Raw genomic sequence first — 21,948 nt, 5'->3', positions numbered from 1 at the left:
CATCCGACGGGCTGGAAGCCGTAAGATGGACCGATCATTACACGCTGGAGACTGGAGCTGAGCATGGCCCCGCGCATGAAGACCCGAGAGCGCATCGTGCAGAGCAGCCTGGAGCTGTTCAACCAGCAGGGCGAGCGTTGCGTCAGCACCAATCACATTGCCGCGCACATGGAAATCTCGCCCGGCAACCTGTACTACCACTTCCCCAACAAGCAGGCGATCATCGCCGTGCTGTTCAACCAGTACGAAGAACTGGTCGACAGTTTTCTGCGCCCGCCCCAGGGCCGCACCGCTACCGTCGAAGACAAGCGCTTCTATCTCAAGGCTTTGCTGGCGGCGATGTGGAACTACCGCTTCCTGCACCGCGACCTCGAGCATCTGCTCGACAGCGACCCGGACCTGGCGGCCCGCTACCGGCGCTTCTCGCAGCGCTGCCTGCAGCAGGGGCAGGCCATCTACCGCGGTTTCGTCGAGGCCGGCATCCTGAACATGGACGCCGCGCAGGTGGAGTCGCTGACCATCAACGCCTGGATCGTGCTGACTTCCTGGGTGCGGTTTCTCAGCACCACCCGCGAGCATTCCGCGCACCTGGGTGAAGAAGCGTTCAAGCGCGGCGTCTATCAGGTGGTGGTGCTGGAGCTGGGGTATGTCACCCCGACCGCGCGCGGCGCGGTGCAGGCACTGTGCGATGAGTTCCATGTCCCGTTCAACCAGGCCCTGGAGCAGTGATCCGGGGTTTCGAGCCATTCATCAGGAGATTGTCATGCCCCTTGCGCAATTGATCACCCCGCAACAACTGGCCGAACGCTTGGACGCGCCCGGCCTGGTGATCCTCGACTGCCGCTTTGCCCTGGAAGATGTCGATTACGGTCAACGTAGCTACGCTGAGGGGCATATCGCCGGGGCGCATTTCGCCGACCTCGAACGCGACCTGAGCGGGGCGGTGGTCAAGGGCCGCACCGGGCGTCACCCGCTGCCCGATCCGCAGCGGCTGGTGGCGCGCCTGCGCGAGTGGGGCGTGGACAACGACAGCCAGGTGGTGCTCTACGACGACGGCGCAGGCGCCTTTGCCGCCCGCGCCTGGTGGCTGCTGGCCTGGCTGGGCAAACGCGATGCAGTGTTCATTGTCGATGGCGGCCTCAAGGCCTGGCACGCCGCTCACCTGCCGCTGAGCCTGGACCCGCCGGTACGCCGCGAAGGCAATTTCAGCGGTGAGCCGGACATGGCGCTGCTGATCGATGCCGCCCACCTCGCCAAGCGCCTGGACGACCCCGCGATGACCTTGATCGACGCTCGCGGCCTGCCGCGCTTCCGCGGTGAGGTCGAGCCGATCGACCCGGTGGCCGGGCATATCCCTGGCGCCCAGTGCGCGGCGTTCACCGACAACCTGGGCGCGGACGGGCGGTTCCTGCCGGCCGATCAGCTGAAGCAGCGTTTTGCCGAAAAACTAGGCGACCGGGGGCCGCAGGACTTGGTGGCTTATTGCGGCTCTGGCGTGACGGCTTGCCACAACCTGTTCGCCCTGTCGTTGGCGGGTTATCCGCTGGGGCGGTTGTACGCCGGGTCGTGGAGCGAATGGATCAATGATCCGAGGCGCGGCGTAGCCACTGGCGAGTGAATCCTGATGTGGGAGCGGCGCACCGCCGCGCCCACAAAGCCTTTCTTCATCTGATGATCATGGATGGGGCCTATCGCCCTTCCATCAGCCACTGCGGAATTCGTCGTTCCAGGTAATACCCCGGATTGCGCAGGCTGCCCTCGACAAACCCCACATGCCCACCTCGGCTGTGCAGTTCGAATTGAGTCTGCGCCGCCAGCTCACTAGCATCGGGCAGGCTGTGGCCAAACACGAACGGATCATCGTTGGCGTGGATGATCAGCGTCGGTGTGCGGTTCTCGCCCAGGTAATAGCGGCTGGAGGCGCGCCGGTAGTAGTCGTGGGCATCGCTGAAGCCATTGAGCGGCGCTGTCACCTTGCCATCGAAGTCCCAGAAGGTGCGCAGATTGCGCAATGGGCCCAGACGCTCGAGGGTGGCCAGCCCTTCATGATGCCCCTGGTCGCGGAAGTGCCGTTGCTTGTCTTGCACGTAGGCCAGCATCGCGCGCATGAAATGCGCCTGGTAGACCTTCGAGAAACCCAGGCCGATACGGTCGGCGCACTGGTCCAGGCGAAACGGCACCGACACCGCCACCGCCGCCTCCAACTGACTGGCCGCGCCGCTTTCCCCCAGGTACTTGAGCAGCACATTGCCGCCCAGCGAGTAGCCCACGGCATACAGCGGCGCCAGCGGCCGCTGCGCCCGCAGATGACGGATGGTTTCGGCCAGGTCTTCGCTGGCCCCGGAATGGTAGCTTCGCGCCAACAGGTTGGGTTCGCCCGAGCAACCGCGCCAGTTCAGCGCGACACTGGCCCAGCCGCGTGTCTGCAAGGCCAGCTGCAGGCCTTTGACATACGGCGAATTGGACGACCCGGTCAGGCCGTGAAGTACCAGCACCAAGGGCGCTTCGGCCTGGTGCGGGCCGTGCCAGTCGAGGTCGAGGAAGTCGCCGTCGGCCAGCCACAGGCGCTCGCGGGTGCGCTCAAGTGCGGGGAGTTTGCGCCACAGCGGCCCCCACAACGTCTGCAAGTGGGGGTTGGACAGGCCGGAAGCCGGGCGGAAGGTGGCGGTGAGGCTGGTCATGCTGGGCGGCTCGTGATGTGCCCGCTTAGAGTGCCATGAAACACCGCCGCCGCGCCTGTGCTATTGGTCGCCAGCCGCACGCTGCCACAGGGCGTAATGCACCTGGCCGGTCTTCTTCTCGCGGTGCAGGCGCCAGTTACCCGGCATCGGCAGCGAGGAGGGCACGGCTTCGCTTTCGGTATAGATCCACGCCTGCTCGCGCAGCCACTGGCCCTGCTCCAGCAGGTTGCAGGTATTGGCCAGCAAGTCCTGGTGGAACGGCGGGTCGAGGAACACCACGTCGAATTGCTGCTTGGCCGGGCCTTGCAGGTAGCGCAGGGCGTCGGTCTGCAGGATCTGCCCGCGCGGGCAGCGCAACACTTCGAGGTTGTCCTTGAGGTTGCTGGTGGCCGCAGGGTTGCTGTCCAGCGCCACGGCATCCTTCGCGCCACGGGACAGCGCTTCGAGCACCAGGGCGCCGCTGCCGGTGAAGGCATCGAGCACCAGGGCGCCCTCGATGTAGGGCGCCAGCCAGTTGAAAAGGGTTTCGCGTACGCGATCAGGGGTCGGGCGCAGGCCTTCGCCTTCCGGCACGGCCAGGCGACGGCTGCGCCACTCGCCGGCGATGATGCGCAACTGGCCGGGGCCCTTGCTGGCGCCCGGGGCCGGGCGCGCGGGAGTGTTGGGTCTTGCCATTAGTGCTCCGGTACGCCGAGCGGCTGCTCGGCGGGTTTGTCAGTGGGGGCCGGCAGCGGTTGCTGCGCCACCTTCGGGCCGACGGTGACGATCACCAGCTTGTCCGCCGCGAGATGCTTGTTCATGGCGGTCTTGACCTGCTCGACGCTCAGCGCCTGGGACTGCTGCATGAAGTCCTCCAGCCAGCTCAGCGGCAGGTTGTAGAAGCCGATCGCGCCCAACTGCCCGACAATGCTGGCGTTGCTGGCATTGGACAGCGGGAAGCTGCCGGCCAGCTCGCGCTTGGCGTCGTCCAGTTCCTGCTGGGTCGGGCCGTTCTTCAGGTAGTCGGCCAGGATATCCTGGACCAGCTTGAGCGTGCCCTCGCTGAGTTCGGCGCGGGTCTGCAGGTTGATCATGAACGGGCCGCGCACCTGCATCGGGCTGAATACCGAGTACACGCCGTAGGTCAGGCCGCGTTTCTCGCGGACCTCGCTCATCAGGCGGGTGCCGAAGGCGCCGCCGCCGAGGATCTGGTTGCCCAGCGACAGCGCCGGCCAGTCCGCATCGTTACGGTCGATGCCCAGTTCGGCAAGCATCAGGTGGGTCTGCTTGGACGGGAAGTCGATATGCGTGGTCCCCGACTTGGGCTCGACAGGCTGCTCCGGCTTGGCCAGTGCCGCGCCCTTGGGCAGGCCGGCGGAGACCTGCGCGGCGATGGCCTCGGCTTCGCCGCGGCTGAGGTCGCCGACCAGGGCGATCACCGCGTTGCCGGCGGCGTAGGCCTTGCCGTGGAAAGTGCGCAGCTGCGCCAGGGTGATGCCCGGGACGGATTCGGCGGTACCGTCGCTGGGGCTGGCATAGGGGTGCTGGCCATAGAGGTTGGCGAACAACGTCTTGCCGGCGATCTTGCCGGGGTTCTGCTTCTCGTACTCGAAGCCTGCCAGCAGCTGGTTCTTGATGCGCTTGAGGGCGTCCTCGGGGAAGGTCGGCTGGCCCACCACCTCGGTGAACAGCTTCAGCGCCGGCTCGCGCTTGTCCGAGGCGCTGAGGCTGCGCAGCGAGGCCACGGCCATGTCGCGGTAGGAGCCATTGCCGAAGTCGGCACCGAGGCCTTCGAAGCCTTCGGCGATGGCGGTGACGTCCTTGCCGGCCACGCCCTCGTTGAGCATGGCGTTGGTCAGGGTGGCCAGGCCCGGGGTACCGCCGTCCTGGCTGCTGCCGGCGGCGAAGGTCACGCGCAGGTCGAACATCGGCAGCTCGCGGGCCTCGACGAACAGCACCCGGGCGCCTTCGGCGGTGGTCCAGTGCTGGATGTTCAACTGGCGCCGGCTGGGGGCCTTGCCGTCCAGTTCGGCCAGCGATTGCAGGGTGTTGGCCGGGCGGGCCGCGGTGTCCGCCTTGCCTTGGCTGTCGGACTGGGCCGGGCGCGCCAGCAGCGCGGCGATGGCCACCACCAGCACGATGATCGCCAGGCCGAACAGGGTGTAGCGCGGTGCGCTGCGATCACTCATGAGCGGACTCCTCGGGCAGTACATGGGCAACGCTCAGGCGTTCGCGGGTGAAATAGGTGCGGGCGGCGGCCTGGATGTCCTCCGGGGTCACGCGCTTGAGGTCGTCGAGTTCGCTGTCGATCAGTTTCCAGGACAGGCCGACCGTTTCCAGTTGCCCGATGGTGGTGGCCTGGCTGCTGATCGAGTCGCGGTCGTAGACCAGGCCGGCGATCACCTGGGCGCGTACGCGCTCGAGCTCTTCGGCGGTGGGTGGCGTGGTCTTGAGCTCGTCGAGCAGCTGCCAGATGCCTTTCTCCACTTCGGCCAGGGTCTTTTGCTTCTGCACGTTGGGCGTGGCCGAGATCATGAACAGACTGTCGCCGCGGGTGAAGGCGTTGTAGCTGGACGAGGCGCCGGCCACCAGCTCCTGGCCGCGCTCCAGGCGTGCCGGCATGCGGGCGCTGTAGCCTCCGTCGAGCAGGGCCGAGATCAGCCGCAGGGCGTTGACGCTACGTGGATCCTTGGCGGTGGCCAGGGCCGGGACATTGAAGCCGTAGATCAGGCTGGGCAGTTGAGTGCGCAGGTGCAGGGTGAGCAGGCGCTGGCCCGGCTCGGCCAGTTCCAGCGGCAGTTTGCTGGGCGGCACGGCGCGTTTGGGGATGGGGCCGAAGTACTTCTGCGCCAAGGCCTTGACCTCGTCTGGCTTGACGTCGCCGACCACCACCAGGGTGGCGTTGTTCGGGGCGTACCAGGATTCGTACCAATGACGCAGCTCCTCGACCTTCATGCGCTCGAGGTCGGCCATCCAGCCGATGGTCGGCGTGTGGTAGCCGCTGGCCGGGTAGGCCATGGCGCGGAACAGCTCGAAGGCCTTGGCGTTGGGCTGGTCGTCGGTGCGCAGACGGCGCTCTTCCTTGATCACCTCGATCTCGCGGCTGAACTCGTCGGCCGGCAGGCGCAGGCTGGCCAGGCGGTCGGCTTCGAGCTCCAGGGCCACCGGCAGGCGGTCGCGGGCCAGCACCTGGTAGTAGGCGGTGTAGTCGTCGCTGGTAAAGGCGTTCTCCTCGGCGCCGAGATCGCGCAGGATGCGCGAGGCCTCGCCGGGGCCGATCTTGGCGCTGCCCTTGAACATCATGTGTTCCAGGGCATGGGACAGGCCGGTCTGGCCCGGTGTCTCGTAGCTGGAGCCGACCTTGTACCAGATCTGCGAAACCACCACCGGCGCCCGGTGGTCCTCGCGCACGACCACTTTCAGGCCGTTGTCGAGGATGAATTCGTGGGTGGGTTGCACATCGGCGGCGAAAGCCGCCAGCGGCAGGCACAGTGTGCCGAGCAACAGGCCAGCGGCGCGGCGGGCTAGAGCATTCATACGGTGTTCAACCTGTTCGGCGGCCCGCTTGGGTTTAGCGTCGGCGGGCCAGGAGGTGCTAGGATACTGATCCGGTTGCCTGGCGACCATGCCTGTCGCCGTTCTGGCCCGCAGGCCCTTACGACAAAACGTTGCGCATGAACCCGCTGGCTTCACAGTAGTCTGTTCTGCGTGAGTTAAGAATTCCCGATGCGCCGCTGCTGGCCCATCGCTACCCTGAGATAGCCGTCTTCCATGTTTGGTTCCAACGACGACAAAAAAGCGCCGGCCGCGGCTGGCGAGAAGAAAGGCCTGTTCAGCTGGTTCCGCAAGAAGCCGGAACAACCTGCCGCCGAACAGCCGCAAACCCCTGCACCGCAAGCGCCCGTCGAGCAGACCGCACCGGCTGCCGAGCCGTTGCAGGTGCCTGTGCCAGAGCCGGTGGTTGCCGCGCCGCAGCCGGAGCCCGTGCCAGAGCCGGTGGTTGTAGCGCCGCAGCCGGAGCCTGTGCCTGAGCCGGTGGTTGTAGTGCCGCAGCCGGAGCCCGTGCCAGAGCCGGTGGTTGTAGCGCCGCAGCCGGAGCCCGTGGCTGAGCCGGTGGTTGCTGCACCGCAGCCAGAACCCGCGCCAGAGCCGGTGGTTGCAACGCTGCAACCGTTCGAGGTCGAAGTAACTGCGGCCCCGGTCAGCAACCTGGTCTTGCCTGTCGCCGAAGAGCCGGTGGCATTGGTTGAGGACCTGGAACCCAAGGCGCCGCCTGTCATCCCTGCCCGACCGCCCGTCGAAACTGTAGCCACTGCCATTGTCGCTCCAGTACCGGTTGTCGAAACCGCGCCGGTCGTTGTGCCGGCTCCCGTCGCCCCTGAACCTGTCGTCGTGGCGGCCGCCGAGCCGGCCAAACCTGGTTTCTTCGCCCGCCTCAAGCAGGGCCTGTCGAAGACCAGCGCCAGCATCGGCGAGGGCATGGCCAGCCTGTTCCTCGGCAAGAAGGTCATCGACGACGACCTGCTCGACGAAATCGAGACCCGGCTGCTGACCGCCGACGTCGGTGTCGAGGCTACCTCGACCATCGTCCAGAACCTGACCCAGAAAGTTGCCCGTAAGCAGTTGGCCGACGCCGACGCGCTGTACAAGTCGCTGCAGGAAGAGCTGGCAGCGCTGCTGCGCCCGGTCGAGCAACCGCTGAAGATAGAGGCGCAGAACAAGCCCTACGTGATCCTGGTGGTCGGCGTGAACGGCGCCGGCAAGACCACCACCATCGGCAAACTGGCGAAGAAGCTGCAGCTCGAGGGCAAGAAAGTCATGCTCGCGGCCGGCGACACCTTCCGCGCCGCCGCGGTGGAGCAGTTGCAGGTGTGGGGCGAGCGCAACCAGATCCCGGTGATCGCCCAGCACACCGGCGCCGACTCGGCTTCGGTGATCTTCGACGCGGTGCAGGCCGCCAAGGCCCGTAACGTCGATGTGCTGATCGCCGACACCGCCGGTCGTCTGCACACCAAGGACAACCTGATGGAAGAGCTGAAGAAGGTCCGTCGGGTCATGGGCAAGCTTGATGTCGAGGCGCCGCACGAGGTGCTGCTGGTGCTCGACGCCGGTACCGGGCAGAACGCCATCAGCCAGGCCAAGTATTTCAACCAGAGCGTCGAGCTGACCGGCCTGGCCCTGACCAAGCTGGATGGCACCGCCAAGGGCGGCGTGATCTTCGCCCTGGCCAAGCAGTTCAACATCCCGATCCGCTTCATCGGTGTGGGCGAGGGTATCGACGACCTGCGCACCTTCGAAGCCGAACCTTTCGTCAAGGCGCTGTTCGCCGAGCGTGAACCTTCATGATCCGATTCGAACAGGTAGCCAAGCGCTATCCCAACGGCCATGTCGGCCTGCACGAACTGAGCTTCCGGGCGCGTCGTGGCGAGTTCCTGTTCGTCACCGGCCACTCCGGCGCCGGCAAGAGCACCCTGTTGCGGCTGCTGCTGGCCATGGAGCGTCCGACCAGCGGCAAGCTGCTGCTGGCCGGGCAGGACCTGGGCCAGATCAGTAACGCGCAGATCCCGTTCCTGCGCCGGCAGATCGGCGTGGTGTTCCAGAACCACCAGTTGCTGTTCGACCGCACGGTGTTCAACAACATCGCGCTGCCGTTGCAGATCCTCGGGCTGTCCAAGGCCGAGATCGCCAAACGCGTCGATTCGGCGCTGGAGCGCGTGTCGCTGAGCGACAAGGGCGAGCTGTTCCCGGCCGACCTGTCCACCGGCCAGCAACAACGGGTCGGCATTGCCCGGGCCATCGTGCATCAGCCGGCCCTGCTGCTGGCGGATGAGCCCACCGGTAACCTCGACCCGCGTCTGGCCGCCGAGATCATGGGCGTGTTCGAGGACATCAACCGCCTGGGCACCACGGTACTGATCGCCAGTCACGACCTGGCGCTGATCGCGCGCATGCGCCACCGCATGCTGACGCTGCAACGCGGCCGCTTGATCGGCGATGGGGAGGCCGGGCAATGAGCACCACACGTACACCAAAGGTTTCCGAGCGCGTCGCGCCGAAAGCCGCCGATCCGCAGCCGTCGAAGAAAAAGCGTGGCGATCACGATGACGATGGCCCGGACTTCCGCAGCCTCCTGCACGCCTGGCTGGAAAGCCACCGTGCCAGCCTGGCCGACAGCCTGCGCCGCCTGGGCAAGCAGCCGATCGGCAGCTTCTTCACCTGCCTGGTAATGGCGGTGGCGCTGAGCATGCCCATGGGCCTGTCGTTGTTGCTCAAGAACGTCGAGAAACTCGGCGGCTCGTGGCAGCGCGCGGCGCAGATCTCGCTGTACCTCAAGCTCGATGCCAGCAGCCGCGATGGCGAGGCCCTGCGTGACGAGATCAAGGGCATGCCCGGCGTCGCCGAGGCCCAATACGTCAGCCGCGAGCAGGCGCTGGAAGAGTTCCAGCAACAGTCGGGCCTGGGCGAGGCGCTGCGCGAACTGCCGGACAACCCACTGCCCGGCGTGGTGGTGGTGACCCCGACCGAGGTCGACAAGCCAGCCCTGGAAGCCTTGCGTCAGCGCCTCTCCGAGCTACCTCGCGTGGAAGCGGCGCAGCTGGACCTGGTGTGGGTCGAGCGCCTGGCGGCGATTCTCAAGCTGGGTGACCGGTTCGTCTTCGGCCTGGCGGTGATGCTGATTTCCGCGCTGCTGTTAGTAATCGGTAACACAATTCGTCTACATATCGAAAACCGTCGGGTCGAGATCGAAGTGATCAAGCTCGTCGGTGGCACCGACAGCTACGTACGTCGGCCATTCCTGTACATGGGCGCCTTGTATGGACTGGGTGCGGGCGTGCTGGCCTGGGGCATCCTGGCGTTCGGCCTGAACTGGCTGAACGACGCGGTGGTCGGGCTTTCCGGCCTGTATGGCAGTGATTTCGCCCTGGGTGGCGTACCGGCCTCGGATGGCCTTTCACTCTTGATCGGGGCGGTGCTGTTGGGGTATATCGGTGCATGGATCGCAGTCGCTCGTCACCTGAACGAGCTTGCACCGCGATAAATGTTTCATGGCCAGTATTGACAAATTTTTCATCCTGGAACTTGTACAACGGTTTCCTTGTCTATGCTGGCAGTGCCCAAAAGGCATGAGTCTGTAAGCCGGAGGTACTTGAATGACCAATTCGTTGCAACCTGCCTATGCCCTGGTTCCCGGTGCAAACCTGGAAGCCTATGTGCATACGGTTAACAGCATCCCCTTGCTGACACCGGAGCAGGAGCGTGAACTGGCCGAGCGTCTCTATTACGAGCAGGATCTCGAGGCCGCTCGGCAAATGGTGATGGCCCACCTGCGTTTCGTCGTACACATCGCGCGTAGCTATGCGGGCTACGGGCTGGCCCAGGCCGACCTGATCCAGGAAGGCAACGTTGGCCTGATGAAGGCGGTAAAGCGCTTCAACCCGGAAATGGGCGTGCGTCTGGTGTCCTTCGCCGTGCACTGGATCAAGGCCGAGATCCACGAGTTCATCCTGCGCAACTGGCGCATCGTCAAGGTGGCCACCACCAAGGCCCAGCGCAAGCTGTTCTTCAACCTGCGCAGCCAGAAGAAACGCCTGGCCTGGTTGAACAATGACGAAGTCCATCGCGTTGCCGAGAGCCTGGGTGTCGAGCCGCGTGAAGTACGTGAGATGGAAAGCCGCCTGAGCGGCCAGGACATGGCCTTCGACCCGGCGGCGGAAGCCGACGACGACAGCGCCTTCCAGTCGCCTGCGCATTATCTGGAAGACCACCGCTACAACCCGGCCGTGCAGCTGGAGGACGCTGACTGGAGCGACAACTCCACCAGCAACCTGCATGAAGCGCTGCAGGGCCTGGATGATCGCAGCCGCGACATCCTCTACCAGCGTTGGCTGGCCGAAGAAAAGGCTACGCTGCATGAGCTGGCAGAGAAGTACAGCGTGTCGGCCGAGCGTATTCGCCAGCTGGAGAAGAACGCGATGAACAAGGTCAAGGCACTGATCACGATCTGATCGGCGCCCTGGCGGGATCGAAAGCCGCTTACCATTGGTAAGCGGCTTTTTTTGTGTTTTAAAAGCGTGAATAGATTTCCAATCAGAGGCTGCCTTCTACGCCAACCTGATAATTTTGCTAGTTGTCGATTTTTTGGGGTCATGTATAGATTACTACTCAACATCTGTGAGGGTAATAGCATGGCTACTTATGATTCAACACCTGGATCTGACGTGCGTGAACTGTTTACTTTATTGCCGGGGAATGCTGAAAAAGATGCTCAGATAAGCGCCGGTGTCGTGGAAGAGAGCTGGGGCATCAATGTAGATCTATCGTCTGGGATACCCTCGGAACTAAGTTTCTGTCTCCCAGGTAAAGGAGAAATACGTTTAAGTGCATTGCGTAGTGAGAAATATGATGTGGATGGCTTTAAGGCTCATGGTTGGGTGGGAGATGCATCGATTGGGCTGAACACCAAAAGGCCGATGGATCCGCTTACATGGGCGTCTTTGGTAAGCGATGGAAAAAAACTCGTTGGCCGTATTCACGTCGACGAGCAGCTTTATCACATTGAGCCACGAGGAGAGGGGAAGCATGTGCTCGTGAAGCTTGATGAATCCAAGCTGCCACAGGATGGGGGCGTGATGGGTGAGGAGCTTAAGGATGACGGGGTGGTTTTAAAAGCTTCAGGTATTACCACAATTAACCTGCTGTTCGTAACTACAGAAAACTCTAGAGTAAAACACCCTGAATATAAGCTGCATTTGCTGCAGGCGTTGCAAGACGCTAACCAATATTTTATCAATAGTCAGGTAGAGATCTGCTATCAGCCGAAAGCCTTTTATGATGCGAATTATAATGAAGGTGGAAGGGGAGCTACTGAGCTTGTTAGGGCGTTGCGGCAAGGTGATGTTGAAGGAGTCGTTGAGAAGCGAGAGAAAGAGCAGGCGCATTTGGTGTCAATGCTGATAGCTGCTGATGATAAGTGTGGTGTGAGTTTTCTTCAGGCGAGAAAAGAAAATGCCTTTTCAGTGGTTGGTTGTTTTGGCGCACTGGCAACGCACTTGGCTTTGAATATTGGAGTGCGAACAGGTTGGAATGAGGATGCCCCGATCTTTGATCCACCGTATGCAAGAGGCTACAAGCATTCGTCACCAGAATTCCATACTATAATGGTGGATTGGCGCGATGCTATACCCTACTTTTCCAATCCGAGTGTGAAGTACAAAGGGGTGCCAGTAGGTATCGTCGAAAAATTTGATGCTGCGCGATTCCTTAACGAGCGTAGGGGGTATATTGCGAGTTTTTACCCTTCCAAATAGTATTGAGAGGCGGTTGCTGTAATGTTTTCAATGGCCTGCCACTAGGTCTTCAAATGCCCTGCCCTCAGACAGAGGGCAGGGCATTTGAGACGAAGGTCAGGCAAGGTGAAAACAGCCGAGGAACGGTCGGAGTCGCGGACTTTTCGGGTTGTAAATGAGAGTTCCGAGGCTGTTATCAACGTAGCACCACTGAGTATCAAGGCTTTTCATACAGAGCCTAGATATCTGTGGGATTGATTGTCACGTGTCCTTATGGGCTATGCGAACTCTTCAATTGCATCAGATAGCTCGGTCCACCCAACTGGCTCATCTGCCGGCGGATCCATCCCGCCCGGCTTGCCACATAGGCGCTGGGGCGGCTGGCACTCCACTTGATCGGGCTTGGCAGTACGGCCGCGAGCTGTGCGGCCTGTTGTCGCGTCAGGCGGCTGGCATCCACGCCGAAGTGATAACGCGCCGCCGCCTGGGCACCGAACACGCCCTTGCCCCATTCGGCACTGTTCAGATAGACCTCGAGTATCCGCTCCTTTGACCAGAACAGCTCTATAAGGGCGGTGAACCAGGCTTCCAGCCCCTTGCGCAGCCAACTGCGCCCGGACCACAGGAACAGGTTCTTGGCCACCTGCTGGGTCAGCGTGCTGGCGCCGCGTACCTTGCCGCCACGCTCGTTGTAGGCCAGCGCCGCCTGGATCGCGGGGATATCGAAGCCCCAGTGGCTGGCGAACTTCTGGTCTTCGCCGGCGATGACCGCCACCTTGAGCTCGTCGGAGATATCCTCCCAGGGCGTCCAGTCACGTTGCAGGTCGATCGGCTCGCCGCTGGCCCATGACTGCACCTTGCGCTCGACCATCAGCGCGGTGCCGGGCGGCGGCACCCAGCGCAACACCAGGACCACGGCGATGCTGCCAGCAGCGAACCAGAGCAGGGCGCGGGAAAGGCGGCGAAGAAGGGATGACAGCATGGTGATGGCTTGGCCGGACCGTTGGAACGGGCCATTATACAGACCCCTCCCGAGGAGTCGTCCCATGCTTCGCAGCTTCCTGATGCTCGCCGCGTTCTTCGGCTTTACCGGCGTCGCCCTCGGCGCTTTCGCCGCTCATGGCTTGAAAAACCGCCTCAGCGCCGACTACCTGGCGATCTTCCATACCGGTGTCACCTACCAACTGGTGCATGCCCTGGCGATCCTTGGCGTGGCGGTGCTGTCGGCGCACTTGCCCGGGCGCCTGGTCGGCTGGGCCGGTGGCTTGTTCGCCGTAGGTATCCTGCTGTTCTCCGGTAGCCTCTACGCCCTCACGCTCAGCGGCTTGGGCAAGCTCGGCATGATCACCCCGCTGGGCGGCCTGTGCTTCCTTGCTGGCTGGCTTTGCCTGGGGCTGGCCGCCTGGCGGCTGGGCTGACCGGTCGGTCCACAATCGCGACTAATGGCGCGTGTCGCCCTTGGGTTGCAGGGCGGATCGGGGCTAGAATGCGGGCCCCCAAAGAACAATGGTGGCCGTGCGCATGCGCATTCAATTGAACGGTGAACCTTACGAACTGCCCGCGGGCGAGAGCGTCGCAGCACTGCTGGGCCGGCTGGAGCTGGCCGGTCGCCGGGTGGCGGTGGAACTGAACCTGGACATCGTGCCGCGCAGCCAGCACGAGAGCACGCAGCTCAAGGACGGCGACCAGGTCGAGGTGGTCCACGCCATCGGTGGCGGCTAACCGCCCCTGAAACCTCGCCTGCAAAGTCCCGCAATCTTTCCTGAGGAACAACGATGAGCAACGTTCGCAGCGACAAGCCCTTCATCCTGGCCGGGCGCACTTTCCAGTCGCGCCTGCTGGTAGGCACCGGCAAGTACCGTGACATGGAAGAAACCCGCCTGGCCACCGAGGCCTCGGGTGCCGAGATCGTCACCGTCGCCGTGCGCCGTACCAACCTGGGCCAGAACGCGGGCGAGCCGAACCTGCTCGACGTGCTGTCGCCAGACAAGTACACCATCCTGCCGAACACCGCCGGTTGCTTCGATGCGACGGAAGCGGTGCGCACCTGCCGCCTGGCCCGTGAACTGCTCGATGGCCGCAAGTCCCATGAATCCAGGACGCTGGTGAAGCTGGAAGTGCTGGCCGACCAGAAAACCCTGTTCCCCAATGTGATCGAAACCCTCAAGGCCGCCGAAGTGCTGGTCAAGGAAGGTTTCGATGTGATGGTCTACACCAGCGATGACCCGATCATCGCCCGTCAGCTGGCCGAAGCCGGCTGCATCGCCGTCATGCCGCTGGCCGGCCTGATCGGCACCGGCCTTGGCATCTGCAACCCTTACAACCTGCAGATCATCCTGGAAGAATCCAAGGTGCCGGTGCTGGTCGATGCCGGTGTGGGTACCGCCTCCGACGCCACCATCGCCATGGAAATGGGTTGCGAAGCGGTGCTGATGAACTCGGCCATCGCCCATGCCCAGCAGCCAGTACTGATGGCCGAAGCCATGAAACATGCCATCGTTGCCGGTCGCATGGCCTATCTGGCCGGCCGCATGCCGAAGAAACTCTATGCCAGCGCCTCGTCGCCGCTGGATGGTCTGATCAAGTAAGAGCTCCTGATGACTGAATCGCAAGAAACGCCGATCTCCGAAGACGGCGAAACCCGCCCTCACCGCCGTATCAAGAGCTTCGTGATGCGCGCTGGGCGCATGACCGAAGGCCAGCAGCGCGGCCTGGATCAGGGCGGCCCCCTGTTCATCCTGCCGCTGGCCGACAGCCCAGTGGACTACGACCAGGTGTTCGGCCGTTCGGCGCCGCGTACCCTGGAGATCGGCTTCGGCATGGGCCACTCGCTGCTGGAAATGGCCGCCGCTTCGCCCGAGCTGGACTTCATTGGTGTCGAAGTGCACCGCCCGGGTGTCGGCGCGCTGCTTAATGGCGTGCTGACACAGGGGCTGAAGAACCTGCGGGTGTACGACTGTGATGCCATCGAAGTGCTCAACCGCTGCGTGGCGGACAACAGCCTTGACCGTCTGATGCTGTTCTTCCCCGATCCGTGGCACAAGGCGCGTCACCACAAGCGCCGGATCGTTCAGCTGGAGTTCGCCGAGCTGGTGCGCCGCAAACTCAAGCCCAGTGGCGTGTTCCACATGGCGACCGACTGGGAGCCCTATGCCGAGTACATGCTGGAAGTGATGAGCGCAGCGCCCGGCTATCGCAACCAGGCGGCTGATGGTACCTACGTGCCACGCCCGGAAGAGCGGCCGATCACCAAGTTCGAGCGTCGCGGTGAGCGTCTTGGGCATGGGGTGTGGGACCTGAAGTTCGAAAAGCTGGCTTGATCCTCTCCCTGCCAGAGGTGTCGTTGCGCCTCTGGCCCCTTCCCTGTGCGTAAAGGACTGCGCTTTGAAACTTCGTGTTGTGCTGCCGCTGACAGGACTCGTCCTTGTTGTCTGTTTTGGGATCGCCGACCTGTTGAGTGCGCCCCCACTTTCTTCACAACAGCACCTGGTACATGCCCAAGCGCTGATGCAGCAGGCCAATGAGCAGCTCAAGGAGCTTGCCGCAGGCGAAGCAAGAGGGGAGGCCGACGACCTTGAGCGCCTTTTGGCAATGAACGTCGCCATTGCCGAGGCGCGTGCTCACATCGATCAGGCGGCTGATGCGGGCGAGGTGCTGGCGCTGTTCTGGCAGTCAGGTCTCCACCCCCTTACTGGCGGGCATGACGAAACGCCGCAGTCAGCGTCTTGTGTTCGCTTGCATCAGGCGGTGGATCGAGGATTCCTGGCAGCGGCGATCGCTTATCAGTACCGGTGCAGGCCCGCGGCTAAGAGTTTTGAGTACACCGTGGAACAGGCCGAGCAGTTCCAGGCACTTAGGCGTGCGTTGGAGCGAGACGATCCGTTCCTGTCGCTTTATCCGCAGGTTTTGCGTGAAAGTAGGTGTTCAACCCCGCCAAACGCCTTTTCCGTTCAGCTGCCAGGAGGTCCCCGCTGGTTCGCCGAAGCCGTGGAGGCATCCACACGTTCGCTGACATACGACATGTACAAGGCCGAGGGGTTGTATCTCTTGGCCATGCAGCCTGATTTGGCATTATCCGAGCGTTTGGCGCTGCTGCGTCAGTCGGAAGTCTTGGGGTGCAAAAAAGGGGGGCGCTGGAGGCAAAGGCTGGAGTCGGAATTGGCGCGTGAGCGATCCTGATTGTGCTCATGGTGATCGACTTACGTCAGCTCGCGGGGCTCCCCCAATACCAGAAGCTTCTCTCGGTCCCTCTGACGCGGCCTACGACAGCCGGTGTAGATGCTGGAAAGAGGAGCTGCCCTGGCCTGCTAGGGCGGCTTAAAGCAGGCGCTCAGCCCTGCTGATCGGCCAACACCAGCATTCTGAAAGGCATCGACAGGGCACCAGCGAAGCCTGTCTGCAGACATAAAAAAACCGCCTGGCGAAGGGCGGTTTTTTTATGCGGGCTTTGGGTTACGAATCCTTGGCCTGCGTACTTTGGTTTCACTGGAGACAACCCACGGGAGAGATATTAGGGCAGCCTCAAAACAGCGTCAATCATGGAAATATTCGGCATTATCTGTGACTGAGCTGGTAACAGTCTTGAACTTTCGATTGTCGTAAGATCGCTGCGCTCTCATGTAAGGATATCCAGTGGCGGGCCGGGAAACCAATGACTTTGCTGTCTCGGCCCCTTCGACGCGGCCTACGAACCGCGCCGGTGTGATTTTCGAAGGGCCATCCACCTGGCCACTTCACTGGCGATAACCCACATGATCACCGAAGGCGTCGAAGTGCCGGTCAGACGCTGGAAGATTGGCCCAGCCAACACGGAGGCCAAGGCATATGAAGCGTTTGCTGAATACGCTGAGCCGCGTCTGGAAGCTCATTCGGATCCTGATCGTTTTCAGGGCCGTCAGGGACTTCCTGCGTGATCACTTCGACGATGCCCATTAAGGGGTTAGTCGGGTGAGAAGCCGCCCTGGCCCGCCAGGGCGGCTTTTAGCTGACGCTCACCCCCGCCGATCAGCGACCACGCCGATCAAAACCAGCACCACCAGCAGCACCGGCGCCAGCGCATAGTTGTTGAACTGCCCCAGTCCCTTGACGATCCACGGCGTCGCATAGATCAGCGCCGCGCCGCTGCCGATCATCACCAGCAGCGCCATGAACGGCACGCGCAAGGCGCCGGCCAGGCCGCCCAGGCGCCCTTCCACCCAGCCCTTGATATCGGTGCCGAACAGCACCAGCAGGCAGCCCACCAGGGCCAGCGAGATTTCCGAGAGGTTGCTGCGGCTCCAGCGGGAAACGGTCGAGAGCAGGTCAAGTACCAGGTCCATGGGTCATCCTTAATTCAAGAAGTACTGCAGCAAGTCATTGAGGAACAACTGACCGCGCGGCGTGGCGGCCAGCCGATCCGGTTCGACCCGCAAAAGGCCTTTTTGTTCGGCTTCACGGCGGGCTTCGGCCAGTTGTGCAAGGGGCAGGCCGGTACGCAGGTTGAACAGCTCGGCCTCCACTCCGTCGGTGAGGCGCAGCGCGTTCATCAGGAACTCGAAAGGTAGCTCATCGGGCGGCAACAGCTTTTCGCCGGCCTTGAACGGCTTGGACGGGTTCAGGTAGTCCTTGGGCAGGCGGGTCTTCCAGGTGCGTAGGATGCGTCCGTCCGGGAACGACAGCTTGCCATGGGCGCCGGCACCGATGCCGATGAAGTCGCCGAAGCGCCAGTAGTTGAGGTTGTGCCGCGCGGCACGACCGGCTTGGGCGTAGGCCGAGACTTCATACTGGCGGTAACCGTGGTCGGCCATCAGCGCCTGGCCGGCTTCCTGGATATCCCAGAGGATGTCGTCCTCGGGTAGCTCAGGCGGCTGGTTCCAGAACACCGTGTTGGGTTCTACCGTCAGCTGGTACCAGGACAGGTGCGTTGGAGCCAGTTCGATGGCCTGGCGCAGGTCGCCCAGGGCGTCGTCCAGCGACTGGTCTGGCAAGCCGTGCATCAGGTCCATGTTGAAGTTGTCGAAGCCCGCCGCGCGGGCCATATCGGCGGCGCGTACCGCTTCGGCGCCATTGTGGATGCGCCCGAGTCTTTCGAGCTTGGCGGGCTGGAAGCTCTGCACGCCGATGGACAACCGGTTGATGCCGGTCTGGCGGTAGGCCTTGAACTTCTCCTGCTCGAAGGTGCCCGGGTTGGCTTCGAGGGTGATCTCGATGTCCGGGGCGAACGGAATGCGTTGCTCGACACCACGCAGCAGGCGGCCCAGCGCATCGGCGCTGAACAGGCTGGGGGTGCCGCCGCCGAAGAAGATGGTGCTGATCGGACGGCCCTGGACGGCATGCATTTCCTGGTCGAGATCGGCGAGCAGGGCGTCGATGTACTCGGCTTCCGGCAGGGTCGGCCCCGCCTGATGCGAGTTGAAGTCGCAGTACGGGCATTTACGCACGCACCAGGGAATGTGGATGTACAGCGACAGCGGCGGGAGTTCGGGAAGGATCAGGCCCGCCGGCTGTACCAACAGCTTTTCGCTCATGCCAGGCCCAGACGCTGACGCAGCAGGGCCATGGCGCGGGCGCGGTGGCTGAGTTGGTTCTTGTCGACCGGGGCGAGGTCGGCGCTGGAGCATTTGCGCTCCGGCACCCAGAACAGCGGGTCGTAGCCGAAGCCGTGTTCGCCGCTGGCCTCGAACAGGATGCTGCCGTGCCACAGGCCTTCGCAGAGGATCGGCAGCGGGTCGTCGGCGTGCCGCACCAGGGCCAGGACGCAGACGAACTGCGCGCCGCGCTGCTCTTCAGGCACGTCCTTGAGCGCATCGAGCAGCTTGGCGTTGTTCGCCGCGTCGCCCTTGCCGTCGGCATAGCGCGCCGAGTAGATACCCGGCGCGCCGCCGAGGAAGTCCACCGCCAGGCCCGAGTCGTCGGCCAGCGCCGGCAGGCCGGAGATGCGTGCGGCGTTGCGTGCTTTGAGGATGGCGTTCTCGACGAACGACAGGCCGGTCTCTTCCGGCTCTACCTGGCTGAACTCACCGATCGAGCGCAGGTGTACGGACTCGCCGAGCATGGCCTGCAGTTCCTTGAGCTTGCCGGCGTTGTGGCTGGCCAATACGAGTTGCTGGATATTCATCATTCGCCTGGGAACACTTCCTGGTTGAAGCTGAGTTTATTGCTGACCCCGCCGGTCTCGACGTTAAGGTCGAAGGTGACGGTTTCGGCCCGGTCGATCTTGAACTGGGCGATGTAGTAAATCGCACCCTGATCGGTAATCTGCTTGAACGACAACCGACTGCTGCGCCCGGTGAGGTCTTTCACCGTGCCGCTGACCACTGCCATCGCGGGTTTGCCGGCCTTGATCACGGCGATGTTGAGCACGCCCTGGTTCTTGCTGCGGGTCAGGCCCGTGGCGGCAGCGATGTCGGGTTGCAGCATGCTCGAGGTGAAGGCGCTGTAGTGGACCGTCACATCACCGAACACTTCCTTGCGCTCGGGCCTGGCGGCATCGGCAGCCAGTACCGGCAAGGCCAGGCACAGGCTGATCAGAAACAGTGCTAGTCGACGCATGATGCTATTCCTCCGTTGAGGGTCAGACTGCGAGCTGATGCTCCTGCAGGCCGGGGCTGCTGACCCGATAGATACCGATCTCACCTAGAAGATTAGGCCAAAGCCGACCGCCCAACCCGTTACGGTGCAGGCGGTCGACGGCCAGGCGGTCGAGGACCTTGGCCTTGCGCTCATGGCACAGGTTCTCGAAGTCCTCGAAGGTGCAGAAGTGGATGTTCGGCGTGTTGTACCAGGTATACGGCATGAAGTCCGAAACCGGCATGCGACCCTTGGTCGCCAGGTACCAGCGGCAGCGCCAGTGGCCGAAGTTGGGGAAGGTGATGATGCACTGGCGGCCCACTCGCAGCATTTCGTCGAGGATCCGGTCAGGGTACTCCACGGCCTGCAGGGCCTGGGTCATGACCACCACGTCGAAGCTGTTGCTGGCGAAGTTGCCCAGGCCCTTGTCCAGGTCCTGCTCGATCACGTTGACACCCTTGGCCACGCAGGCGGCGATGTTGTCGGGGTCGATCTCCAGGCCGTAGCCGGTGACGTTCTTGCGCTCGCGCAGCGAGGCCAGCAGTTCGCCGTTGCCGCAGCCCAGGTCGAGTACCCGGCTGCCGGCGGGGATCCAGTCTTGGATGATTTCCAGGTCGGCTCTCATGGGGTCCTCAGACGGCGATGCGGTTCATGTAGTTGGCGAAACCCTGCATGTAGCGGGGGGTGGGGATGAGGAAGGCGTCGTGGCCGTAGGGCGAGTCGATGTCCAGGTAGCAGACGTTCTTGCGCGCGGCCATCAGGGCGTCGACGATTTCCCGCGAACGGGCCGGCGAGAAGCGCCAGTCGGTGGTGAACGACATGATGCAGAAGTCCGCCGTGACATGTGCCAGGGTTGCCGCCAGGTCGCCGCCATGGGCGGCGGCCGGGTCGTAGTAGTCCAGCGCCTTGGTCATCAGCAGGTAGGTATTGGCGTCGAAACGCCCGGAGAACTCCTCGCCCTGGTAGCGCAGGTAGCTTTCGACCTGGAACTCGACGCTGTGGAAGTCGTAGTTGAGCTTGTCGCTCTTGAGCTCACGGCCGAATTTCTCGCCCATCGAGTCGTCGGACAGGTAGGTGATATGGCCGACCATGCGTGCCAGCATCAGCCCGCGCTTGGGGATCACGCCCTGGTCCTGGAACGAGCCGCCGTGGAACTCGGGGTCGGTGAGGATGGCCTGGCGCGCCACTTCGTTGAAGGCGATGTTCTGCGCCGACAGCTTGGGCGCCGAGGCGATGTCCACGCAGTGGCGCACCCGGTCCGGGTAGGTGATGGTCCATTGCAGCGCTTGCATGCCGCCCAGGCTGCCGCCGACGATGGCGGCCCAGGTCCGGATCCCCAGGCGATCGGCCAGGCGCGCCTGGCTATGTACCCAGTCTTCCACGGTCAGTACCGGGAAGTCGGCGCCGTAGGGCTTGCCAGTGGCGGGGTTGATGCTGCTGGGGCCGGTGCTGCCATTGCAGCCGCCGAGGTTGTTCAGGCTGACCACGAAGAAACGGTTGGTGTCGATCGGCTTGCCGGGGCCGATGCAGCTGTCCCACCAGCCCGGCTTGCGGTCGGTGGTGGCATGGTAGCCGGCGGCATGGTGGTGGCCGGACAACGCATGGCAGATCAGCACGGCGTTGCTGGCGCTGCTGTTGAGGGTGCCATAGGTTTCGTAGATCAGTTCGTACGAGGCCAGGGCGCGGCCACAGGCCAGGGCCAGTGGTTCATCGAACCGGGCGATCTGCGGTGTGACCAGACCAACGGAATCTTCGGGAAGGACAGTGGACATCGACCCTGCTCACGCTTGACGGAGGCGTAAGTCTAAAGAGCGCTACCCCCAGCGGCAAGCAAAGGCTTGCCGCTGGATGCAGGGTGGGTCAGATCATCCGCCACAGCTCTTGCGGCATGCCGGCGTAGGCGGCCAGTTGGGGCATGAGGAACGACTGGATCACCTGGATGGCGATGAAGGCGAAGATCGGCGAGATGTCCATGCCGCCGAGGTTCGGCACCAGGCGGCGGAACGGCGCCAGCACCGGTTCGCTTATCTGGTAGGCCAGTTCCGCAGCCGGGTTGTGGCTGTTCGGCGCGACCCAGGAAACGATCACCATGACGATCATCGCCACCCAGAAGATCTTCAGGAACAGCGAGGTGATGCCCAGGATCGACCACATCAGCAGGTGCAAGATGTCGCCGAAGGTGCCGTAGGTGACCATCAGCACGAAGGCCATCAGCAGCGCCTGGATGATGATCGACAGCAGCAACGAGGAGGTATCCAGGCCGGCGATGCTGGGGACCATGCGGCGCAGCGGCTTGAGCAGTGGCTGGGTGGCGCGCACGGCGAACTGGCTCAGCGGGTTGTAGAAGTCGGCCTTGACCAGCTGCAGCACGAAGCGCAGCAGGACGATCACCAGGTACAGGCTGACCAGGGTTTGCACCACGAAGATCGCGGCGCCGGACAGTGCATTCATCA

General features: G+C 63.2%; 25 protein-coding genes. 13 read left to right on the top strand and 12 right to left on the bottom strand.

The genetic code is table 11. The annotated features are described in order from the left end of the window. Positions 1-63 precede the first annotated feature (63 nt). Positions 64-729: a TetR/AcrR family transcriptional regulator gene (locus KSS90_RS23980; protein ID WP_217867538.1), complete on the top strand. Its 666-nt coding sequence runs from the start codon at positions 64-66 to the stop codon at positions 727-729. Between the two features lie 34 nt (positions 730-763). Next, positions 764-1,618: a sulfurtransferase gene (locus KSS90_RS23975; RefSeq protein WP_217867537.1), complete on the top strand. Its 855-nt coding sequence runs from the start codon at positions 764-766 to the stop codon at positions 1,616-1,618. Positions 1,619-1,688: 70 nt separating this feature from the next. Here the strand turns inward: KSS90_RS23975 and KSS90_RS23970 are convergent, their stop codons facing one another. From KSS90_RS23970 to KSS90_RS23955, 4 genes are read right to left on the bottom strand one after another with little or no spacing between them, the layout of a single operon-like run. After that, the gene (locus KSS90_RS23970) at positions 1,689-2,681 is read right to left on the bottom strand and encodes a hydrolase (protein ID WP_217867536.1); all 993 of its coding nucleotides are present in this window, start codon (positions 2,679-2,681) and stop codon (positions 1,689-1,691) included. A gap of 60 nt (positions 2,682-2,741) precedes the next feature. Continuing rightward, positions 2,742-3,356, bottom strand: coding sequence for a 16S rRNA (guanine(966)-N(2))-methyltransferase RsmD (gene rsmD / locus KSS90_RS23965; protein WP_038706977.1), 615 nt, complete (start codon positions 3,354-3,356; stop codon positions 2,742-2,744). Next, positions 3,356-4,849 carry a M16 family metallopeptidase gene (locus KSS90_RS23960; protein WP_217867535.1) on the bottom strand — a complete coding sequence of 498 codons (1,494 nt, stop codon included), beginning with the start codon at positions 4,847-4,849 and terminating at the stop codon, positions 3,356-3,358. Before KSS90_RS23960 ends, rsmD begins: the two co-directional genes overlap by 1 nt. Continuing rightward, entirely contained in the window at positions 4,842-6,197 is a 1,356-nt protein-coding gene (locus KSS90_RS23955) for a M16 family metallopeptidase (RefSeq protein ID WP_046853823.1), read from the bottom strand. The genes KSS90_RS23960 and KSS90_RS23955 overlap by 8 nt, the downstream gene beginning before the upstream one ends. Positions 6,198-6,431: 234 nt before the next feature. Between KSS90_RS23955 and ftsY the strand changes: the two genes are divergently transcribed. The 5 genes from ftsY to KSS90_RS23930 all read left to right on the top strand — a co-directional run bounded on the left by ftsY (position 6,432) and on the right by KSS90_RS23930 (position 11,968). Next, a complete protein-coding gene (gene ftsY, locus KSS90_RS23950) occupies positions 6,432-8,006 on the top strand; it encodes a signal recognition particle-docking protein FtsY (RefSeq protein WP_217867534.1) in 1,575 nt (524 codons plus the stop codon). Then, on the top strand, positions 8,003-8,674 hold the full coding sequence (gene ftsE / locus KSS90_RS23945) for a cell division ATP-binding protein FtsE (RefSeq protein ID WP_011531723.1): 672 nt from the start codon (positions 8,003-8,005) through the stop codon (positions 8,672-8,674). Before ftsY ends, ftsE begins: the two co-directional genes overlap by 4 nt. Continuing rightward, positions 8,671-9,699 (top strand): permease-like cell division protein FtsX, encoded by a 1,029-nt coding sequence (gene ftsX, locus KSS90_RS23940; RefSeq protein WP_046853825.1) that lies wholly within the window; start codon positions 8,671-8,673, stop codon positions 9,697-9,699. The genes ftsE and ftsX overlap by 4 nt, the downstream gene beginning before the upstream one ends. A 112-nt stretch (positions 9,700-9,811) precedes the next feature. Then, positions 9,812-10,666: an RNA polymerase sigma factor RpoH gene (gene rpoH / locus KSS90_RS23935; RefSeq protein ID WP_023630664.1), complete on the top strand. Its 855-nt coding sequence runs from the start codon at positions 9,812-9,814 to the stop codon at positions 10,664-10,666. A gap of 213 nt (positions 10,667-10,879) precedes the next feature. Next, complete coding sequence (locus KSS90_RS23930) at positions 10,880-11,968, top strand: hypothetical protein (protein ID WP_217867533.1); 1,089 nt, start codon at positions 10,880-10,882, stop codon at positions 11,966-11,968. A 250-nt stretch (positions 11,969-12,218) separates the two neighbouring features. Here KSS90_RS23930 and mtgA read toward each other — a convergent pair whose 3' ends face one another. After that, positions 12,219-12,929 carry a monofunctional biosynthetic peptidoglycan transglycosylase gene (gene mtgA, locus KSS90_RS23925; RefSeq protein ID WP_217867532.1) on the bottom strand — a complete coding sequence of 237 codons (711 nt, stop codon included), beginning with the start codon at positions 12,927-12,929 and terminating at the stop codon, positions 12,219-12,221. 64 nt (positions 12,930-12,993) lie between these two features. Between mtgA and KSS90_RS23920 the strand changes: the two genes are divergently transcribed. From KSS90_RS23920 to KSS90_RS23895, 6 genes are all read left to right on the top strand, one after another. Then, the gene (locus KSS90_RS23920; RefSeq protein WP_094011016.1) at positions 12,994-13,365 is read left to right on the top strand and encodes a DUF423 domain-containing protein; all 372 of its coding nucleotides are present in this window, start codon (positions 12,994-12,996) and stop codon (positions 13,363-13,365) included. Positions 13,366-13,468: 103 nt separating this feature from the next. Then, complete coding sequence (gene thiS / locus KSS90_RS23915; RefSeq protein WP_038707614.1) at positions 13,469-13,669, top strand: sulfur carrier protein ThiS; 201 nt, start codon at positions 13,469-13,471, stop codon at positions 13,667-13,669. A 53-nt stretch (positions 13,670-13,722) separates the two neighbouring features. Next, positions 13,723-14,535, top strand: a complete 813-nt coding sequence (locus KSS90_RS23910; protein ID WP_046853827.1) for a thiazole synthase — start codon at positions 13,723-13,725, stop codon at positions 14,533-14,535. Between the two features lie 9 nt (positions 14,536-14,544). Continuing rightward, positions 14,545-15,267, top strand: coding sequence for a tRNA (guanosine(46)-N7)-methyltransferase TrmB (gene trmB, locus KSS90_RS23905; protein ID WP_217867531.1), 723 nt, complete (start codon positions 14,545-14,547; stop codon positions 15,265-15,267). A 64-nt stretch (positions 15,268-15,331) separates the two neighbouring features. Further along, positions 15,332-16,126, top strand: coding sequence for a hypothetical protein (locus KSS90_RS23900; RefSeq protein WP_217867530.1), 795 nt, complete (start codon positions 15,332-15,334; stop codon positions 16,124-16,126). 572 nt (positions 16,127-16,698) lie between these two features. Beyond that, the gene (locus tag KSS90_RS23895; protein WP_217867529.1) at positions 16,699-16,860 is read left to right on the top strand and encodes a hypothetical protein; all 162 of its coding nucleotides are present in this window, start codon (positions 16,699-16,701) and stop codon (positions 16,858-16,860) included. A 78-nt stretch (positions 16,861-16,938) separates the two neighbouring features. Here the strand turns inward: KSS90_RS23895 and KSS90_RS23890 are convergent, their stop codons facing one another. The 7 genes from KSS90_RS23890 to KSS90_RS23860 form a co-directional block, all read right to left on the bottom strand. Beyond that, a complete protein-coding gene (locus tag KSS90_RS23890) occupies positions 16,939-17,265 on the bottom strand; it encodes a DUF3392 family protein (RefSeq protein ID WP_011531731.1) in 327 nt (108 codons plus the stop codon). 9 nt (positions 17,266-17,274) lie between these two features. Beyond that, a complete protein-coding gene (gene hemW / locus KSS90_RS23885; RefSeq protein ID WP_217867528.1) occupies positions 17,275-18,453 on the bottom strand; it encodes a radical SAM family heme chaperone HemW in 1,179 nt (392 codons plus the stop codon). Beyond that, positions 18,450-19,046 carry an RdgB/HAM1 family non-canonical purine NTP pyrophosphatase gene (gene rdgB / locus KSS90_RS23880; protein ID WP_217867527.1) on the bottom strand — a complete coding sequence of 199 codons (597 nt, stop codon included), beginning with the start codon at positions 19,044-19,046 and terminating at the stop codon, positions 18,450-18,452. The genes hemW and rdgB overlap by 4 nt, the downstream gene beginning before the upstream one ends. Then, on the bottom strand, positions 19,043-19,477 hold the full coding sequence (locus KSS90_RS23875) for a DUF4426 domain-containing protein (RefSeq protein ID WP_217867526.1): 435 nt from the start codon (positions 19,475-19,477) through the stop codon (positions 19,043-19,045). Before KSS90_RS23875 ends, rdgB begins: the two co-directional genes overlap by 4 nt. A gap of 22 nt (positions 19,478-19,499) precedes the next feature. Then, entirely contained in the window at positions 19,500-20,120 is a 621-nt protein-coding gene (metW, locus tag KSS90_RS23870) for a methionine biosynthesis protein MetW (RefSeq protein ID WP_217867525.1), read from the bottom strand. Positions 20,121-20,127: 7 nt separating this feature from the next. Continuing rightward, the gene (metX, locus tag KSS90_RS23865; RefSeq protein ID WP_217867524.1) at positions 20,128-21,267 is read right to left on the bottom strand and encodes a homoserine O-succinyltransferase MetX; all 1,140 of its coding nucleotides are present in this window, start codon (positions 21,265-21,267) and stop codon (positions 20,128-20,130) included. A gap of 88 nt (positions 21,268-21,355) precedes the next feature. Beyond that, complete coding sequence (locus KSS90_RS23860; protein WP_217867523.1) at positions 21,356-21,946, bottom strand: YggT family protein; 591 nt, start codon at positions 21,944-21,946, stop codon at positions 21,356-21,358. Between the last annotated feature and the right edge of the window lie 2 nt (positions 21,947-21,948).

Source organism: Pseudomonas maumuensis (assembly GCF_019139675.1).
Classification (GTDB): domain Bacteria; phylum Pseudomonadota; class Gammaproteobacteria; order Pseudomonadales; family Pseudomonadaceae; genus Aquipseudomonas; species Aquipseudomonas maumuensis.
Note: the sequence above shows the minus strand (reverse complement) of the source record. Positions and strands in the feature narration are given on the sequence as shown.

Bases quoted from the DNA above. Each gene is read 5' to 3' on its own strand.
- KSS90_RS23980 (WP_217867538.1), top strand. From the start codon at position 64: ATGGCCCCGCGCATGAAGACCCGAGAGCGCATCGTGCAGAGCAGCCTG.
- KSS90_RS23975 (WP_217867537.1), top strand. From the start codon at position 764: ATGCCCCTTGCGCAATTGATCACCCCGCAACAACTGGCCGAACGCTTG.
- KSS90_RS23970 (WP_217867536.1), bottom strand. From the start codon at position 2,681: ATGACCAGCCTCACCGCCACCTTCCGCCCGGCTTCCGGCCTGTCCAAC.
- rsmD (WP_038706977.1), bottom strand. From the start codon at position 3,356: ATGGCAAGACCCAACACTCCCGCGCGCCCGGCCCCGGGCGCCAGCAAG.
- KSS90_RS23960 (WP_217867535.1), bottom strand. From the start codon at position 4,849: ATGAGTGATCGCAGCGCACCGCGCTACACCCTGTTCGGCCTGGCGATC.
- KSS90_RS23955 (WP_046853823.1), bottom strand. From the start codon at position 6,197: ATGAATGCTCTAGCCCGCCGCGCCGCTGGCCTGTTGCTCGGCACACTG.
- ftsY (WP_217867534.1), top strand. From the start codon at position 6,432: ATGTTTGGTTCCAACGACGACAAAAAAGCGCCGGCCGCGGCTGGCGAG.
- ftsE (WP_011531723.1), top strand. From the start codon at position 8,003: ATGATCCGATTCGAACAGGTAGCCAAGCGCTATCCCAACGGCCATGTC.
- ftsX (WP_046853825.1), top strand. From the start codon at position 8,671: ATGAGCACCACACGTACACCAAAGGTTTCCGAGCGCGTCGCGCCGAAA.
- rpoH (WP_023630664.1), top strand. From the start codon at position 9,812: ATGACCAATTCGTTGCAACCTGCCTATGCCCTGGTTCCCGGTGCAAAC.
- mtgA (WP_217867532.1), bottom strand. From the start codon at position 12,929: ATGCTGTCATCCCTTCTTCGCCGCCTTTCCCGCGCCCTGCTCTGGTTC.
- KSS90_RS23920 (WP_094011016.1), top strand. From the start codon at position 12,994: ATGCTTCGCAGCTTCCTGATGCTCGCCGCGTTCTTCGGCTTTACCGGC.
- thiS (WP_038707614.1), top strand. From the start codon at position 13,469: ATGCGCATTCAATTGAACGGTGAACCTTACGAACTGCCCGCGGGCGAG.
- KSS90_RS23910 (WP_046853827.1), top strand. From the start codon at position 13,723: ATGAGCAACGTTCGCAGCGACAAGCCCTTCATCCTGGCCGGGCGCACT.
- trmB (WP_217867531.1), top strand. From the start codon at position 14,545: ATGACTGAATCGCAAGAAACGCCGATCTCCGAAGACGGCGAAACCCGC.
- KSS90_RS23895 (WP_217867529.1), top strand. From the start codon at position 16,699: ATGATCACCGAAGGCGTCGAAGTGCCGGTCAGACGCTGGAAGATTGGC.
- KSS90_RS23890 (WP_011531731.1), bottom strand. From the start codon at position 17,265: ATGGACCTGGTACTTGACCTGCTCTCGACCGTTTCCCGCTGGAGCCGC.
- hemW (WP_217867528.1), bottom strand. From the start codon at position 18,453: ATGAGCGAAAAGCTGTTGGTACAGCCGGCGGGCCTGATCCTTCCCGAA.
- rdgB (WP_217867527.1), bottom strand. From the start codon at position 19,046: ATGATGAATATCCAGCAACTCGTATTGGCCAGCCACAACGCCGGCAAG.
- KSS90_RS23875 (WP_217867526.1), bottom strand. From the start codon at position 19,477: ATGCGTCGACTAGCACTGTTTCTGATCAGCCTGTGCCTGGCCTTGCCG.
- metW (WP_217867525.1), bottom strand. From the start codon at position 20,120: ATGAGAGCCGACCTGGAAATCATCCAAGACTGGATCCCCGCCGGCAGC.
- metX (WP_217867524.1), bottom strand. From the start codon at position 21,267: ATGTCCACTGTCCTTCCCGAAGATTCCGTTGGTCTGGTCACACCGCAG.
- KSS90_RS23860 (WP_217867523.1), bottom strand. From the start codon at position 21,946: ATGAATGCACTGTCCGGCGCCGCGATCTTCGTGGTGCAAACCCTGGTC.